Annotated in this window: 12 protein-coding genes, 1 tRNA gene and 1 riboswitch; of the genes, 8 read left to right on the forward strand and 5 right to left on the reverse strand. The window is 60.2% G+C overall.

Translation table 11 applies throughout. The features are described from left to right. From ACR0AO_RS18545 to ACR0AO_RS18560, 4 genes are all read left to right on the forward strand, one after another. The gene (locus tag ACR0AO_RS18545) at nt 1–957 is read left to right on the forward strand and encodes an ABC transporter permease (protein ID WP_480606784.1); all 957 of its coding nucleotides are present in this window, start codon (nt 1–3) and stop codon (nt 955–957) included. Further along, entirely contained in the window at nt 957–1,772 is an 816-nt protein-coding gene (locus ACR0AO_RS18550) for an ABC transporter permease (protein ID WP_480607039.1), read from the forward strand. The genes ACR0AO_RS18545 and ACR0AO_RS18550 overlap by 1 nt, the downstream gene beginning before the upstream one ends. Then, complete coding sequence (locus ACR0AO_RS18555) at nt 1,769–3,406, forward strand: ABC transporter ATP-binding protein (RefSeq protein ID WP_480606787.1); 1,638 nt, start codon at nt 1,769–1,771, stop codon at nt 3,404–3,406. Before ACR0AO_RS18550 ends, ACR0AO_RS18555 begins: the two co-directional genes overlap by 4 nt. A 158-nt stretch (nt 3,407–3,564) precedes the next feature. Further along, nucleotides 3,565–4,401, forward strand: a complete 837-nt coding sequence (locus ACR0AO_RS18560) for an alkaline phosphatase family protein (protein WP_480606791.1) — start codon at nt 3,565–3,567, stop codon at nt 4,399–4,401. Nucleotides 4,402–4,499: 98 nt separating this feature from the next. Here the strand turns inward: ACR0AO_RS18560 and ACR0AO_RS18565 are convergent, their stop codons facing one another. From ACR0AO_RS18565 to ACR0AO_RS18585, 5 genes are all read right to left on the reverse strand, one after another. Continuing rightward, nucleotides 4,500–5,423: an alpha/beta hydrolase gene (locus ACR0AO_RS18565; protein WP_480606794.1), complete on the reverse strand. Its 924-nt coding sequence runs from the start codon at nt 5,421–5,423 to the stop codon at nt 4,500–4,502. Nucleotides 5,424–5,434: 11 nt separating this feature from the next. Then, nucleotides 5,435–7,324 (reverse strand): acyl-CoA synthetase, encoded by a 1,890-nt coding sequence (locus tag ACR0AO_RS18570; RefSeq protein ID WP_480606798.1) that lies wholly within the window; start codon nt 7,322–7,324, stop codon nt 5,435–5,437. A gap of 148 nt (nt 7,325–7,472) precedes the next feature. Then, nucleotides 7,473–9,293, reverse strand: coding sequence for an ABC transporter transmembrane domain-containing protein (locus ACR0AO_RS18575; protein WP_480606801.1), 1,821 nt, complete (start codon nt 9,291–9,293; stop codon nt 7,473–7,475). Nucleotides 9,294–9,426: 133 nt separating this feature from the next. Further along, nucleotides 9,427–9,500: transfer RNA gene (locus ACR0AO_RS18580), tRNA-Gly, on the reverse strand. 21 nt (nt 9,501–9,521) lie between these two features. After that, complete coding sequence (locus ACR0AO_RS18585; protein ID WP_480606804.1) at nt 9,522–9,800, reverse strand: hypothetical protein; 279 nt, start codon at nt 9,798–9,800, stop codon at nt 9,522–9,524. A 233-nt stretch (nt 9,801–10,033) separates the two neighbouring features. On the opposite strand from ACR0AO_RS18585, the gene ACR0AO_RS18590 reads away from it, so the two are divergent. The 4 genes from ACR0AO_RS18590 (at nt 10,034) to cobW (ending at nt 15,853) form a co-directional block, all read left to right on the forward strand. Continuing rightward, entirely contained in the window at nt 10,034–11,677 is a 1,644-nt protein-coding gene (locus tag ACR0AO_RS18590; RefSeq protein ID WP_480606807.1) for a hypothetical protein, read from the forward strand. Between the two features lie 222 nt (nt 11,678–11,899). Then, nucleotides 11,900–13,789: a PhoX family protein gene (locus ACR0AO_RS18595; protein ID WP_480606810.1), complete on the forward strand. Its 1,890-nt coding sequence runs from the start codon at nt 11,900–11,902 to the stop codon at nt 13,787–13,789. Between the two features lie 347 nt (nt 13,790–14,136). Next, a riboswitch (cobalamin riboswitch) is annotated at nt 14,137–14,342 on the forward strand. A gap of 77 nt (nt 14,343–14,419) precedes the next feature. Next, a complete protein-coding gene (locus tag ACR0AO_RS18600) occupies nt 14,420–14,794 on the forward strand; it encodes a DUF1636 family protein (RefSeq protein WP_480606813.1) in 375 nt (124 codons plus the stop codon). A 3-nt stretch (nt 14,795–14,797) separates the two neighbouring features. Next, the gene (gene cobW, locus ACR0AO_RS18605; RefSeq protein ID WP_480606816.1) at nt 14,798–15,853 is read left to right on the forward strand and encodes a cobalamin biosynthesis protein CobW; all 1,056 of its coding nucleotides are present in this window, start codon (nt 14,798–14,800) and stop codon (nt 15,851–15,853) included.

Genomic DNA, 15,853 nt, shown 5'->3' on the forward strand with positions numbered 1-15,853 from the left:
ATGCACCCTATCATCAAATTGGTTTCCCAGCGCATTGCGCTGGGAGTCCTTTTGCTCATTGGCGCTTCGGCCCTGATCTTTGGCCTGACCGAAGCCCTGCCCGGAGACGCCGCGCAAGCCGTTCTGGGCCAGTCCGCAACCCCCGAGGCCCTCGCCAACCTGCGCGAAGAGATGGGTCTGAATCGCCCGGCCCTGACCCGATACTTCGAGTGGCTCGGCGGTATCCTTCAGGGCGATCTGGGTCAGTCGCTGACCAACAAGCTCGATATAGCCGATAGCATCGGAAAACGTCTTGGAAACACCTTGTTTCTGGCGTGTGTGGCAGCAGTCGTTTCGGTTCCGCTCGCGATCTTTCTGGGCCTGCTCGCGGTTCGTTTCCGCAACCGCTGGCCGGACAAAATGATTTCTGCGATTACGCTCACGACGGTTTCGGTCCCCGAATTTCTGATCGGTTATGTGCTGGTCTACTTCATTTCGGTGAAACTGGGATGGTTTTCATCGCTCGCGATGGTCAATGACTCGATGTCTTTTGGGCAAAAGCTCTATGCGATCACGCTGCCGGCTTTCGTTCTGACGCTCGTGGTGCTGGCACAGATGATGCGGATGACTCGCGCGGCCATTCTGAACCTCATGCAATCGGCCTATATCGAGACGGCTGAGTTGAAGGGTCTGACCACCTTTCAGGTCATCGCGCGACATGCCTTTCCCAACGCGATTTCACCCATTGTAAATGTCGTCATGCTGAACCTGGCCTATCTGGTGGTTGGAGTCGTCGTTGTCGAGGTGGTGTTCGTCTATCCCGGCATGGGGCAATACCTTGTGGACGCAGTGACCAAGCGCGACGTGCCGGTTGTTCTGGCCTGCGGCGTGGTCTTTGCCGCCGTTTATATCGGCCTGAACATGGTCGCGGATATCGTGTCGATCCTTGCCAACCCAAGACTGAGGCACCCGAAATGATAAAGAATATTCCTCTTTCGGCGGTGATCGGCTTGTTTTTCACCGGCCTCTATTTCTTCGTGGCTTTCACGGCCCCATTGATCGCGCCGTATGGAATGGCCGAAGTTGTTGGCGACGTTTGGGAACCCGCCAGCGCCGAACACCTGCTGGGTACCGACAATATAGGACGCGACCTGCTGACCCGCATGATCTATGGCGGGCGCACGACCATCTTTATCGCGGCGGCGGCGACGCTGCTCAGCTTTGCCACCGGCACCTCGCTGGGCCTGCTCGCGGCAGTGTTGGGCGGTTGGGCCGATCAGGTTCTCAGCCGGGCGGTCGATCTGGTCATGTCGATCCCAACGCTGATCCTGGCGCTGGTCATTCTGGCCATCGTTCCGGTAACCGTTCCGATCCTGATCCTTGTAATGGGCTTGCTGGACGCCACGCGCCCCTATCGCCTGTCGCGATCCGTGGCGGTGGATATCAATGTGATGGACTATGTCGAAGCCGCCAAACTGCGCGGTGAAGGGCGGACCTGGATCATCTTCCGGGAAATCCTGCCCAACGCGCTGTCGCCGCTGGTGGCCGAATTCGGGCTGCGGTTCATCTTCATGGTGTTGTTCATTTCAACCTTGTCCTTCCTGGGTCTGGGCGTTCAGCCGCCGCTGGCCGACTGGGGCGGCATCGTGAAGGAAAACAAGGACGGTATCGTCTATGGCATCGGCGCGGCGCTGTATCCGGCCGTGGCCATCGCGACGCTGGCCATCTCGGTCAACCTTGTGGCTGACTGGGTTCTGAACCGTACCACATCGCTGAAAGGAGGCCGGGGATGAGCGATACCCTTCTTAAGGTCCGTGGCCTGAAAATTGGTGCGACTGTCTATCCTCCGGGCGAAAAGCCCCATGACATCGAGATCGTGCACGGTGTCGATTTCGACCTCGAACGCGGCAAAGTGCTGGGGCTGATCGGGGAATCCGGTGCCGGCAAATCCACGATCGGTCTGGCCTCGATGGCATATGGCCGGGGTGGCGTTCAGATCACCGGTGGCGAGGTCTGGGTCAATGGGCGCGATGTCCTTAAGACGTCGCTGGGCGATATCCGCAAGCTGCGCGGAGGCGAGGTGACTTATGTCTCGCAATCGGCGGCTGCGTCCTTCAACCCGGCCAAGAAGATCATGGATCAGGTGGTCGAGGCGGCGGTCGAGCACAAGAAATTCTCGCGCAAGCAGGCTGAAGCCCGCGCGCGGGAGCTGTTTGCCAAGCTGGGCTTGCCCGATCCTGAAAACATCGGTGATCGTTATCCGCACCAGGTCTCGGGCGGTCAGCTGCAGCGCTGCATGACCGCGCTGGCGTTGTGTCCGGAACCCGATCTGGTGGTGTTCGACGAACCCACCACGGCGCTGGACGTGACCACGCAGATCGACGTTCTGATGGCAATCAAAGAGGCCATCGCGGACACGGGCGTTGCCGCGCTTTACATTACCCACGACCTTGCCGTCGTGGCACAGGTGAGCGACGACATCATGGTGCTGCGGATGGGCAATACCGTCGAATACGGCACCACCGATCAGATCATCAACAACCCGCAGGAAGAATACACCCAGGCGCTGGTCTCGGTCCGGTCCATCGAGCATGAAGAAAAGAAGCCCACGCCCGAAGCGGTGCTAAGCGTCGACGGCATCACCGCGCGCTACAAGGGGTTGAATTTCGACGTTCTGCATAACGTCAATGTGGAACTGCACCCCGGCCAGACGCTTGCTGTCGTGGGCGAATCCGGGTCGGGCAAATCCACGCTGGCGCGGGTGATCACCGGGTTGTTACCGCCGCGCGATGGCGAGATCACCTTTGCCGGGCGCAAGCTGTCGCGTGATCTGGCCGGGCGGTCGCGCGAGGACCTGCGCGAGTTGCAGATGATCTACCAGATGGCGGACGTGGCGATGAACCCACGTCAGACCGTCGGCACGATCATCGGTCGGCCGCTTGAGTTCTATTTCGGCATGCGCGGCGCGGAAAAACGCAAGCGGATTATCGAGCTGCTGGATGAGATCGAATTGGGCGAAAAGTTCATCGACCGCTATCCGGCGGAACTGTCCGGTGGCCAGAAACAGCGTGTCTGCATCGCCCGTTCGCTGGCGGCCAAACCCAAGATGATCATCTGTGACGAGGTCACCTCGGCGCTTGATCCGCTGGTTGCGGACGGCATCCTCAAACTGCTGCTGGACCTGCAGAAGATCGAGGATGTGGCCTATCTGTTCATCACCCACGATCTGGCGACGGTGCGCGCCATCAGCGATTCCATTGCGGTGATGTATCAGGGTCGCGTGGTGCGCTATGGCTCGAAAAGTCAGGTGCTCAGCCCGCCGTTCGACGACTATACCGACCTGCTGCTCAGTTCGGTTCCCGAGATGCATCTGGGTTGGCTGGAAGAGGTTGTGGCGCATCGCAAGATGGAAAGCGCCGGGAACTGAACCTGGCTCTTTCTGCGACAATTTTGTGAAGCTACGGAATTCCGGCACCTTGTCTGATGACAGGTGTCGGTATTTTGCTATTGGGGGCGGGAATTGGCAGCCTGTGCGAAACGAATCCCGTAGGGTCGCCGGAAGAAATCTGACCAAAGGGCCTGAGGATGGACCGCAAACTTCTTCTCATTATTCTGGACGGTGTTCCGTGGCGCAACTTCCGCCGCCTGTTCGGCAATCTCGAAGGCTGGGTGGACAGTGGCGACGCGCGGGTGTGGAAGCTGCGCTCGGTCCTGCCCTCCACGTCTGCAAGCTGTTATGCCTCGATACATACCGGCGTTGCCCCGGCCCAACATGGTTGCACCGGCAACGCAAACGTCTTTCGCCTGAGCCACAAGGACATTTTCAGCCAGGTCCGCGAGGCGGGCGGCGTGACCGGAGCAGTCACTCACAGCTATTGGTCGCAATTCTTCAACCGTCACCCGTTCGATTTTGTCCGCGACATCGAATATGACGAACCCGAAAGCATGACGATCAATCATGGCCGGTTCCACACGATGACCGGCTATGGGCACGACAACCAGATGACGCCGTCAGATGTCGATCTGTATGGCACGCTCACCAATTTGTGCCTGCGTTTCGATCTGGACTATGGCATTCTGCATTCCTGCACGCTGGACAGCATGGGTCACCGCTTTTTTCATGACAAAAAGGAAATGGATCACGCCTGTTTTGTCGCGGACGAGATGCTTGCGCCTTTCATCACCCGGTGGCGTCAGCTCGGCTATGAGGTGATCGTAACCGCCGATCATGGCCAGGACGACCGGGGCCATCACGGTGGGCGCTGCGAACTGCAGCAGGAAACCGCGCTCTACTATTTTGGTGAGGCCGCAGGACCGGAGCCGGATGTCGTGATCGATCAGCTGCAACTGGCGCCAACGGTTCTGGATCGGCTGGGGGCGCCGGTTGCGGACACCATGAAAGCGAAACCTTTCCTGTCGTGATCCACTTGCGGCCTGCGCGGCAAAGGCGTTTGAAAACGCCTTCGCCAAGCGGTTTCCAATCCGCTTAAGCCGCTTTCAAACGGCTTTTCCAGGCGGGTTCAATCGTATGACCATATCCCCTGCCCCAGCGCTTCTATAGCGACGGTGATCCGCTCGAAACTGTCATGGGCGCGCGCCACGGAGGATCGCGCCCGCAGGTATCCGTGAACCAACCCGGGTTCGTTGATCCACTGCACCAACCCTTCCGCTTCCTCGATCCGGTCTCGATATGCTTTGCCGTCATCGCGAAGCGGGTCGCAATCGGCGGTGAAAATCACGGTCGGCGGTAGTTGTGAAAAGTCCCGATCCTGCAATGGCTCATAGCTCGGATCATCTGACGGCTCCACACCTTCGTATCGGATCTTCTTGTAGAACATCCCATCATCGCGGGTCAGCATCGGTGCTTGCGCGTGTTCGAGATAGGAACCGCTGTCAACGTCGCCGCCCAAAAGCGGATAGATCAGTACCTGCCCCAGAATTCCGTCAAGGCGACCGCGCGCGTGGTGCGCGACACAGGCCGCCAAAGTACCCCCGGCGCTGTCGCCCGTCAGAATCAGCGGATCGCCGAATTCGGCAACTGACCATTCCACCGCCGTCCAACTGTCCTGAAACTGGACCGGATGGTGGTATTCGGGACACAGCCGATAATCCACGGCGACCACCCGATAACCGGTTTGCGCGCAGATATCGGCACAGACATCGTCGTGGCTGTCCAAACCACCCATTACGAACCCGCCACCGTGGAAAAAGACGACGGTCCGCGTTGGGTCACCCGCCGAATACACGCGAACCGGAACGCCGTTCGCGTCCCGGTCCTCGGTTTCCACACCATCGGGCCGCTCTTGCCGGAACTGGCGGCACATTTCGTCATAGACGCGCCGCTGCTCGGCAATCGAAAGAGTTGCCGCATCCTCGGGATAACTCGCGGTTGTTTTCGCGATAAAGGCCCAGGTTTCTTCGTCGATCAGACGCTCATAATCCATTGCCCCTCCGCTCAGGCTGCCCATTCCCACGGTCGGGTGAAGGCACCCAGAACCTTGTTGACATCGTCCTCGGAGGAACCGTTCGCGTCAAGCCGCGCAATTAGCCCGCGTTTCTTGTCATCCTCGACCGACACCACCCGTGCTGCGACCCCCGCCTTTTCCAGTGCGCCGTTATAGACACGAGTGATCGCCTGTTTGCGCAATTCCGGCTTGAACACCTTGCCGACAGCGGTCTTGGGCAGTTCCGACAGGATGGTCATGTGCTTGGGCTTTGCCGCGCGTTCGTGGACGTGAATCTCGCAATATTCCAGCAATTCCTCTTCGGTCGCGGATTTTCCTTCGACAAGTTCGACAAAGGCGCAGGGCACCTCGCCGGAATGTGCATCCGGCTGGCCGATCGCACCGGCAAACGCAACCGCCTCATGGCCCAGAAGCGCCTCTTCGATCTCGGCCGGGTCGATGTTGTGACCGCCCCGAATGATCAGATCCTTGGCCCGGCCGGTGATCCACAGATAGCCATCGGCATCGAAACGGCCCAGATCGCCGGTCCGCAGGTATCTTTCGAAATGATAAAGGCCTTTGTTCTTGTCAATTTCCGTATAGGTGTTTCCGGGAAAAACACCGGGGTTCGATACACAGATTTCCCCCACCTCATCGGTGGCGCATTCGGCCGGCCCCTCCGGCCCTTCCTTCAGGATCTTCACGTCTGTGTAGGGAAACGGAATTCCGATCGAGCCGATCTTCTTTTCTCCGTCGACCGGATTGCAGGACACCAGACAGGTCGCCTCGGTCAAGCCATATCCTTCGACAATGGTCACGCCAGTTGCCTTTTCAAAGCGGTTGAACAGTTCCACCGGCAGCGGGGCCGAACCCGAGAACGCGGTTTTCACGGTCGAGATATCGGCATCCACAGGGCGCTGCATCTTGGCCGAGATCGCGGTCGGCACGGTGATGATAAAGCTGACCTTCCAGCGTTCGATCAGCTTCCAGAAATTGTCGAAAACGCCGTCGCCGCGATAGCCGGCGGGCGTCGGGAACACCACATGCGCGCCCGAGGCGACAGCGGCCATGACGATCACGTGGCAGGCAAAGACATGGAACATCGGCAGCGGGCACATGATGATGTCCTCTTCGGAGAACAAAAGCGTGTGCCCCAGCCATCCGTTGTAGATCATGCCGGAATATTTGTGCTGCGCCACCTTGGGCATGCCCGTTGTGCCGCCGGTGTGGAAATAGCAGGCCACGCGGTCGTCGGTGCTGTCGGGAAAGGTCAGCGTCGCGGGCTGTTTTGAGAGTTCCTTGTTGAAGTCCAGATAATCGGCATGCGCCAGGTGTTCCCTGTCCTCCATCCTGGGGCGGATGAAGGGCACGATCCAGGATTTCGGCGGGGTGAGATAGCGGTTGAGGTCGATCTCGAGCACGGTATTGACCTGCGGCGCGTGCCGCACCGCCTCGGCCACCTTCTGTGCCACATCGGTTTTCGGGAAGGGCCTGAGCGTAACCACGACCTTGGCCTGGGTTTCGCGCAGGATGGCGGCGATCTGTTCGGGCTCCAGCAGAGGGTTGATCGGGTTCACGATCCCGGCCACCGCGCCGCCCATCATGGTAATCAGCGTTTCGTTGCAATTGGGCAGGATATAGGCCACCACGTCCTTTTCACCCACACCGAGAGAGCGGAACAGGTTGGCGGCCTGATTGACCTTGCCCAACAGTTCTGACCAGGTCAGGGTTTCGGCCTTGTCGCCGGGGCCTGACAGAATCTGAAAGCTGATGGCCTTGTGACCGGGAAATTCGGCCGCGGTGCGCGACAGCAAGCGATGAAATGTCACCGGCAGGTCACGATCCTGCCACGGCATCTCATTTTCGATACGCGTCTTGTCTTCCTTGCCAACGAATGCCATTCGGCTCCTCCCCTTATTGTCCGCTCCAGGCGGAAATTCTGCCCCAAGATGAGAGCAAAACCCCGCCAGCGCAAGCGAGGCTTAACGGCAGGGTTTCGGGATGGATAGAATGACGCTGCGGCGGTCGGCAAACTGCCGGGACGTCACTTTATTCGGCGGCCACGCCATCGGTGAATTGCAATCGCGCCAGCCGCGCGTAAAGGCCGCCCTGCGCCACCAGATCGGCATGGCTGCCCTGAGCAACGATGCGGCCCTCCTCCATCACCACGATGCGGTCGGCCTTTTTCACGGTGGCCAGACGGTGCGCGACAATCAGGGTGGTCCGGCCCGCACTGAGTTCGTCGACCGCCCCCTGAACCGCCCGTTCGCTTTCGGCATCAAGCGCCGAGGTCGCCTCGTCCAGCAACAGCACCGGCGCGTCGCGCAGGATGGCGCGGGCGATGGCGATGCGCTGCTTTTGTCCACCCGAAAGCATCACGCCGCGTTCACCGACAAAACTGTCATACCCTTCCGGCAGGGCGGCGATAAAGTCATGCGCGGCGGCGGCGCGGGCGGCGGCCTCGACCTCGGCATCTGTCGCCTCGGGGCGGCCAAAACGAATATTGTCGCGCGCAGAGGCCGCAAAGATCACCGGGTCCTGCGGCACCAGTGCGATATGCCGGCGGAAGTCCGACCGCGCAAGGGTGCGCAGATCGGCATCGTCCAGCGTCACCATCCCCTGATCGGGGTCATAGAACCTCTGGATCATCTGGATCACCGTGGTCTTGCCCGCCCCCGAGGGGCCGACAAAGGCCACGGTTTCACCGGGTTTGACTGTAAGTGTCATCTCGTCCAGCGCCGCGACCTCGGGCCGTGACGGATAACGGAAGCTGACATTGTCGAAAGCGATCGCGCCCCGGACGGGTTGCGAGAGCGACGCGGGATTTGCCGGATCGGTGACGGTGTCCCGGGCGTTCAGAAGTTCGACCAGGCGTTCGGTCGCCCCGGCGGCGCGCTGCAACTCGCTCCAGATTTCCGAAAGCGCGCCAACCGACCCGGCCATGATCACCGAATAGATCACGAACTGGATCAGCGTGCCTTCGGTCATCAGTCCGGCGCGTACATCATTCGCCCCCATCCAAAGCACGCCGACAATGCCGGTAAAGACCAGAAAGATCACGATCACGGTCAACACCGCGCGGGTCTGGATGCGCCGCAGCGACACGACATACGAGGTTTCGGTCAGGTCCGAGAACTGCGCCCGGCTGGCCTTTTCATGCGTGAATGCCTGCACGGTCTGGACCGCGCCCAGCGCCTCGCCGGCGTTGCCCGACGATGCTGCGATCCAGTCCTGATTTTCTCGACTGATGCCACGCAGACGGCGGCCCAGAACAAGGATCGGCACCACCACGACCGGTATCAGCAACAGAACCATCGCCGTCAGCTTGGCCGAGGTCAGCAGCATCAGCACCAGCCCGCCAAGGAACATCAGCATATTGCGCAGTGCGATGGACACGGAAGAGCCGAGCACCGACTGGATCAGAGTGGTATCTGTGGTGATCCGGCTAAGCACTTCGCCCGTCATGATCCGCTCAAAGAATTCCGGACTCATCCCGATCACGCGATCGAAGACCGCCTTGCGAATATCGGCAACAACGCGTTCGCCCAGCCGTGTGACCAGCATGTATCTGACCCCGGTCCCTATCGCGAGAATCGCGGCGATACCCAATGCGGCCAGAAAATACAGATCCAGCAATTCGCCGTCTTCGATCCGAAAGTGATCGACCACGCGGCGCACGGCCAGAGGCAGGGCCAGCGTCATGCTTGCGGTGACGATCAGTGCAACAGTGGCGCCGAACATCAGGAGCTTGTAGGGCTTCATGAACGGCCAGAGCGACGCCAGAACGCCGATCTTTTTCGAACCCGCCCGTTCTTCGCTGGCCCCGGGCGCCGGGGATGCTGTCGAGTTTTTCGAGCGGTTCCTTGCCATGTCAGGCCCTTGTCGTTTTGTCGTCTTCAATCGCACGCTACATGGCCGCAGCGCCGCGCGGGGTCAAGGCGCACGGGCGGATTGCCGACGCATTGGCCGCATTTGACGCAGAAAATCCGGGAAAGGGCCGAGTTGGAGCGGGTAGACGGAATCGAACCGACATAGCCTGCTTGGAAGGCAGGGGCTTTACCATTAAGCTATACCCGCTCAGCGTCTTGGCTGATTATTTCACCTCTGTGGGATCGTCAAGCGGGAAATCTTTTTCCGATCATCTTCTTTCGATACGATCTGACCTGCAATGTCTTCCGCGGGTGACAGAAACGCTTCCATGTGTTCTGATGAAATGGATTTCTTCACTGATTGACCTGCGGACAATTCCATGAGCAAGCCGATAGCGCGCAAAAATCCACCGCCAAAACCCGCAAAGCGGCGGTGCCACCGCTGCCATGGCTCGGGCCGTTCGGCGTGCCAGATTTGCGGTGGATCGGGGCAGGTTTTCAAGACCAAGGACATTTTCGGCAAATCTGTCCATGACAGATGCACCGGCTGCTTCGGCCTGAAGACGACGCGTTGCGCGACATGCGGGGGCGAGGGTTTCATCTGACCCCTGATACCAAGGTTTCCGCCACCTCGAACGTTTCCGCACGATCCAAGGTTTTGTGCTATCCTTGGCGCGTCCGCTTTTGGCGCGACCCTCGGGTCGCGGCTGTGTTGTTTAGCATTCCATGGGGGAGTTCATCATGACAGACTTTGACCTGGGCACGTATGCACGCGAGATCACCACGTCATCGCCCGAAGCAAAGAGATTGTTCGATCAGGGGCTGATCTGGCTCTACGGCTATAATCACGAAGCGGCAGCGGATTGCTTTCAGAAGGCCGCCGATCTTGATCCCGATTGCGGCATTGCTTTTTGGGGCGTCGCTCATGCCATCGGTCCGAACTACAACAAACCTTGGGAGTTTTTCGAACCCGACGAAAAAGTCGCCACGCTGAAACGCGCGCATGAGGCGATTGCGGCCGCAGAGGCCCTGCGGGACAAGGTCTCGCCGCTGGAAGCGGCCCTGATCGATGCTCTGGCCGACCGGTTTCCGACCGACCCGGAAATCGAGGATTACGGCCCGTGGAACGACGCCTTTTCGGATTCGATGCGCAAGGTCTATGCGACGCACAGGGACGATCTGGACGTGGCCTGCATCTTTGCCGAAGCGCTGATGAACCGGACACCCTGGCAGCTTTGGGATCTCGCAAAGGGCGAACCGGCCGAGGGCGCATCCACTGTCGAAGCTTTGACCGTTCTGGACACTGCGTTCGACAGGCTTCACGGGGCCTGGGATCATCCCGGTCTGCTGCATATGTATATCCACCTGATGGAAATGTCGCCCACCCCGGAAAAAGCGCTGCGCCATGGCGACCGGCTGGTCGACCTGGTACCGGAAAGCGGGCATCTGGTACACATGGCGACCCATATCGACGTCCTGTGTGGCGAATATCAGAATGTAGTCTGGCGCAATCACCGTGCCGCCGCCGTCGACAAGAAATACGAAGCGATGGCCGGGGGCGAGAACTTCTATACCGTGTATCGCGTCCACAATGTCCATTTCGAAGCCTATGGCGCGATGTTTCTCGGACAGCCGGAAAAGGCGCTGGCCGCGTCCGAAGAACTGATGCGAATGCTGCACGACAACGTTGTGCGCTTTTTCCCCGACCTATTCGAATCCTTCTATGGCAAGAAAATCCACGTGATGGTGCGGTTCGGGCAGTGGCAGGAGATTCTGGACGAACCTTTCCCCCAGGATCGTGAGCTCTACAGCTATACCACCGCCGCCATGTATCAGGCGCGCGCCATCGCATTGGCCAATCTGGGACGCCCGGACGAGGCTCTGGCCGAGCGCGAACGCGCGGTCGCGGCGCGCAAGGCGGTTCCCGAGGGGCGCTTGGTGTTCAACAATACCGCCGCGGATGTGCTGATGATCGGAGAGGCGATGATGGACGGCGAGATCGCCTTCAAGGCCGGCGATCGCGAAGGCGGGCTATCGCATCTGCGTCGCTCGGTCGAACTGGACGACAATCTGGTCTATGATGAACCCTGGGGCTGGATGCAGCCGACACGCCATGCGCTGGGTGCGCTGTTGATGGAGGACGGGCAGTTTGAAGAGGCCGAGGCCGTCTATCGCGCCGATCTGGGGCTGGACGACACGCTTGCACGCGCCTGCCAGCATCCGCGCAATATCTGGAGCCTGCATGGCCTGCACGAATGTCTTGTGCGGCGCGGCGAGATGACCGAGGCGAAGCACATCCGGCTGCAACTTGATCAGGCCGCCGCGCGGGCGACGGTACCGGTGCATGCCTCATGCTATTGCCGCAGCCAGGCCAAGGCGGCATAGAAACCTTCCAGACTGCCACTTTCCAGTCATCTGACATGAAATGACTGAAATGCCGCCCCGTATACGGGGCGGTTTCCTTTTGTCCGATTGCCGGCTGTTCCGGCGAAACTGAAAACTTGATCAAGTGAATGTCACCTGTCTGTCACATCTGTTCAAAGAGTTGTCACACAAGGCTCCTACATCCTCGGCTCACGAAGTTTAGTCGCTACTTGGGAGCCAACCATGAACAACTTTGATTCCAACAAACTTTCCGCTGACGACTGGGATGAGCTGAATTTTCCGCGCCCGGAAGAAAACGGCTTTGACCGCGTTGTGGAAAGTGCGCTGTCGCGCAGGGGTTTTCTGGGCGGTGTACTTGCCTTCGGTTCCGGCGCGGCGGCGATGGGTGCCGGTCTGCTGAACTCCACGGCGGCGTCCGCGACCCAGGTTCCGCGTTTTACTTTCACTCCGATCGCGGCGCAGACCGACGGTACCGTTCATGTGCCCGAGGGATACAGCTGGAAAATCCTGGCGCGTTGGGGCGATCCGTTGTTTGCGGAAGCTGACGGTTATGACATCTCCGATGGCGGACCGCTGGAGAACTCGGACAAGATCTTCGGCGAAAACACAGACGGGATGGAAACCTTCTCGTTTCAGGGACACGAACTGATTGCCATCAATCACGAATACCCGAACGAAGACATCAACCTGCCGACCGCGCAGGAGGGCAAACCGGCCAGCGCCGAAGACGTTTTGAAACTGCAGAATATTCAGGGCGTGACCGTGATGGAAATCGCCGAGGGACCCGAAGGCTGGACCGTGGTCAGGGACAGCCCGTTCAACCGCCGTATTCATCACAACACGCCGATGAAAATCGTTGGCCCGGCCGCCGGCCACGATCTGCTTAAGACAAAGGCCGATCCGACGGGAACGTCCGCGCTGGGCACGATGAACAACTGCGGTGCCGGCAAGACGCCCTGGGGCACATATCTGACCTGCGAAGAGAATTTTAACGGGTATTTCGGATCATCCGACGAAACCGCCAACTACAGTTCCGAAGTCGAAAGCGGCTACAGGCGCTATGGCATCAAGGCGGCAAGCTGGAACGGCTACGAATTGTTCGATCCGCGCTTCGATACATCGAAAAATCCGCACGAGCCGCACCGCGCGGGCTGGATCGTCGAAATCGACCCGACCAGACCGGACAGCACGCCGGTCAAGCATACAGGTCTGGGCCGGTTCAAGCATGAAAATGCCGAAGTGGTCTTGGCCCCCGATGGCCGCGTCGTCGTCTACATGGGCGATGATGAGCGGGGCGAGTACCTGTATCGCTTTGTTTCCAATGGCACCTATTATCCCGGCGGCTCCACTGATGGGCTGCTGGACGACGGCACGCTCTATGTTGCCAAATTCAAAGACGACGAGACCGGCGAGTGGCTGGCGCTGACCCCGGAAACCACAGGCATGAGCGCTGCAGATATCGCCATTTTCACCCGCATGGCGGCCTCGACCGTGGGCGGCACCACGATGGACCGTCCCGAATGGGTGGCGACGAACCCGATGGCGATCGAGGCCTATTGCTGCCTGACCAACAACAAGAACCGGGGCGTCAAGCCGAATGCCGGTGGCGACGAGACATCGGCCAATGGCCCGAATCCGCGGGACGCCAACAAATATGGTCAGATCGTGCGCTGGCGTCCCGCGCAAGACGATCACGCCGCCGACACGTTCAGTTGGGATCTCTATGTGATGGCAGGCAATCCAACGGTACACAGCGACGCCTATGCCGGATCGCCCAATGTGAACGCGGGCAACCTGTTCAACTCGCCCGACGGCATGGCCATCGATTCAACCGGAATGGTCTGGATTCAGACGGACGGCGATGACGACAATCAGGGTGACTTTGCCGGAATGGGCAACAACCAGATGCTGGTGGGTGATCCGGTGACGGGCGAGATCGCGCGCTTCATGACCGGCCCGAACGGTTGCGAGGTCACCGGGCTTGCCTGGTCCGGCGACCGCCGCACGATGTTCGTGGGTATCCAGCATCCCGGCAGCAACTGGCCGGATGGCGGCACTCCACGGTCGGCCGTGATTGCCATCAAGCATGGCGACAATGCGCCGATCGGGTGATCCGGGCATCCTCCAACAACAATCTCCCCCGGTGAACAGCACCGGGGGCCCAGTCAGCGCCTGAGGTTCCGAGCCCATTCGTCTGCCTTCCGGTTTCCCGCCCGGCAATCCCTACGAAACGCCAGGACGTAAGGGCCGATGCGGCAGAGCGCGGGGCCACCGATTCCCTTTGAGCAACCGAATTGCCCGATCCGTGCCGGACATGTGCGGCCCCTGTCCCGCCGCCTGCTCAAGGTCCGGTCACGCGAAAGACCGACCACCGATGCCGCTGGCTGATCGGGGCGGGTCGCTTTTCGCCTCTGCCCGTTCACATCGGCATCGGCGCGCTTGACAAGTCCCCTGCCCTTGCCGCATGTCCGCGCTGTTGGTGTCTGTGCAGACAGATGAAAAGGGAATGCGTCAGCGGTTTTCCGTCAAACGCAGCCGCCCCCGCGACCGTGACCGGAGAGGGTGCCCATAGCCACTGGCCCAAAGGCCGGGAAGGCGGGACACCCGACAGGGACAATCCCTGACATCCGTAAGCCGGGAGACCTGCCAACGCCCGAAGACAAGACCGGACGGGGTGTTCCGGTGTCGGGCCATGGCCCGGATGATGCCCCGTCCCGAGAAACCTTTAAGGGGGGATGAGACGTGACCAAGCCTGCGCCAGTCGAATTGCTGGTCTGCACCACCTGCCGACGCGGCCTGCCTGTCGAGGATGACGCCCAGCGCCCCGGCGCCTTGTTGCACAAGGCATTGACCGATGCCGCTCTGCCCGACGGAATACAACTGAAACCGGTCGAGTGCCTGTCGAATTGCGATCAGGGATGCTCGATCGTGTTGCGTGGCGGGCCGGAACGCTGGACCTTTGTCTATGAGAACCTGAACGAGACCGATCATGTCGGCATCATCGTCGATGGCGCAACCAAATACCTGGCCACCGAGGACGGTCTGGTCAAATGGCGCGAGCGCCCGGAACATTTCCGCAAAAACTGCGCCTCGCGCATTCCCCCGATTGGAGCCTGAGAAATGAGCAACCTCGAAAAACTGCCCGTCACCGTGATCACCGGCTTTCTCGGCTCGGGCAAGACCACGCTGGTGCGCCACCTGATGCAGAACCCGCAGGGCAAGCGTCTGGCGGTTGTCGTCAACGAGTTTGGCGATGTCGGTGTCGACGGCGATATCCTGAAATCCTGCGCTATCCCGGATTGCCCGGCGGAAAACATCATGGAATTGGCCAATGGCTGCATCTGCTGCACCGTGGCTGATGACTTCATTCCGACCATAGAGGCGCTGATGGCGCTGGAGCCGCGCCCCGATCACATTCTGATCGAAACCTCCGGCCTCGCCCTGCCCAAGCCGCTGCTGAAGGCCTTCGATTGGCCCGATATCCGCTCAAAAATCACCGTGGACGGCGTGATCGCTCTGGCCGATGCCGAGGCGGTGGCCGCCGGTCGTTTCGCTCCGAACGTCGAGGCGGTGGATGCCCAGCGTATGGCCGACGCTTCAATCGACCACGAAACGCCCCTGTCCGAGGTGTTCGAGGATCAGATTTCCTGCGCCGACATCATCCTGCTGACCAAGCCCGATCTGGCGGGTCCCGAAGGCGTTGCCAAAGCCAAGGAAATCATCGCCGCCGAGGTCCCGCGCCCACTGCCCGTCGTCGAAGTTGCCGAAGGTGTCGTGGACGTCCGAGTTGTGCTGGGCCTTGAGGCCGCGGCCGAAGATGACATGGACGCGCGGCCAAGCCATCACGACGGTCACCATGATCACGAACATGACGATTTTGAAAGCATCATCGTCGAGCTTCCGGAACAGACCGACCCGGCGCAATTGGTCGCCAATATCGAACGTTTGGCCAATGAACTAAACATCCTCCGAGTCAAAGGCTATGCTGCCGTTCAGGGCAAACCCATGCGCCTGCTGGTGCAGGCTGTCGGCGCCCGCGTGCGTCATCAGTATGACCGTCCGTGGAAACCGGGCGAAGAGCGCCGTTCGCGTCTGGTGGTCATTGCCGAGCATGACGACATCAAAGCGGCCGCAATCCGCGATATCCTCGTGGGTGTAGCCGAGGCCGCCGAGTAA

This window comes from Ruegeria sp. AF8, from assembly GCF_056541825.1.

Coding starts and splice junctions, on each gene's coding strand:
- ACR0AO_RS18545 (WP_480606784.1), top strand. CDS start 1: ATGCACCCTATCATCAAATTGGTTTCCCAGCGCATTGCGCTGGGAGTC.
- ACR0AO_RS18555 (WP_480606787.1), top strand. CDS start 1,769: ATGAGCGATACCCTTCTTAAGGTCCGTGGCCTGAAAATTGGTGCGACT.
- ACR0AO_RS18560 (WP_480606791.1), top strand. CDS start 3,565: ATGGACCGCAAACTTCTTCTCATTATTCTGGACGGTGTTCCGTGGCGC.
- ACR0AO_RS18565 (WP_480606794.1), bottom strand. CDS start 5,423: ATGGATTATGAGCGTCTGATCGACGAAGAAACCTGGGCCTTTATCGCG.
- ACR0AO_RS18570 (WP_480606798.1), bottom strand. CDS start 7,324: ATGGCATTCGTTGGCAAGGAAGACAAGACGCGTATCGAAAATGAGATG.
- ACR0AO_RS18575 (WP_480606801.1), bottom strand. CDS start 9,293: ATGGCAAGGAACCGCTCGAAAAACTCGACAGCATCCCCGGCGCCCGGG.
- ACR0AO_RS18590 (WP_480606807.1), top strand. CDS start 10,034: ATGACAGACTTTGACCTGGGCACGTATGCACGCGAGATCACCACGTCA.
- ACR0AO_RS18595 (WP_480606810.1), top strand. CDS start 11,900: ATGAACAACTTTGATTCCAACAAACTTTCCGCTGACGACTGGGATGAG.
- cobW (WP_480606816.1), top strand. CDS start 14,798: ATGAGCAACCTCGAAAAACTGCCCGTCACCGTGATCACCGGCTTTCTC.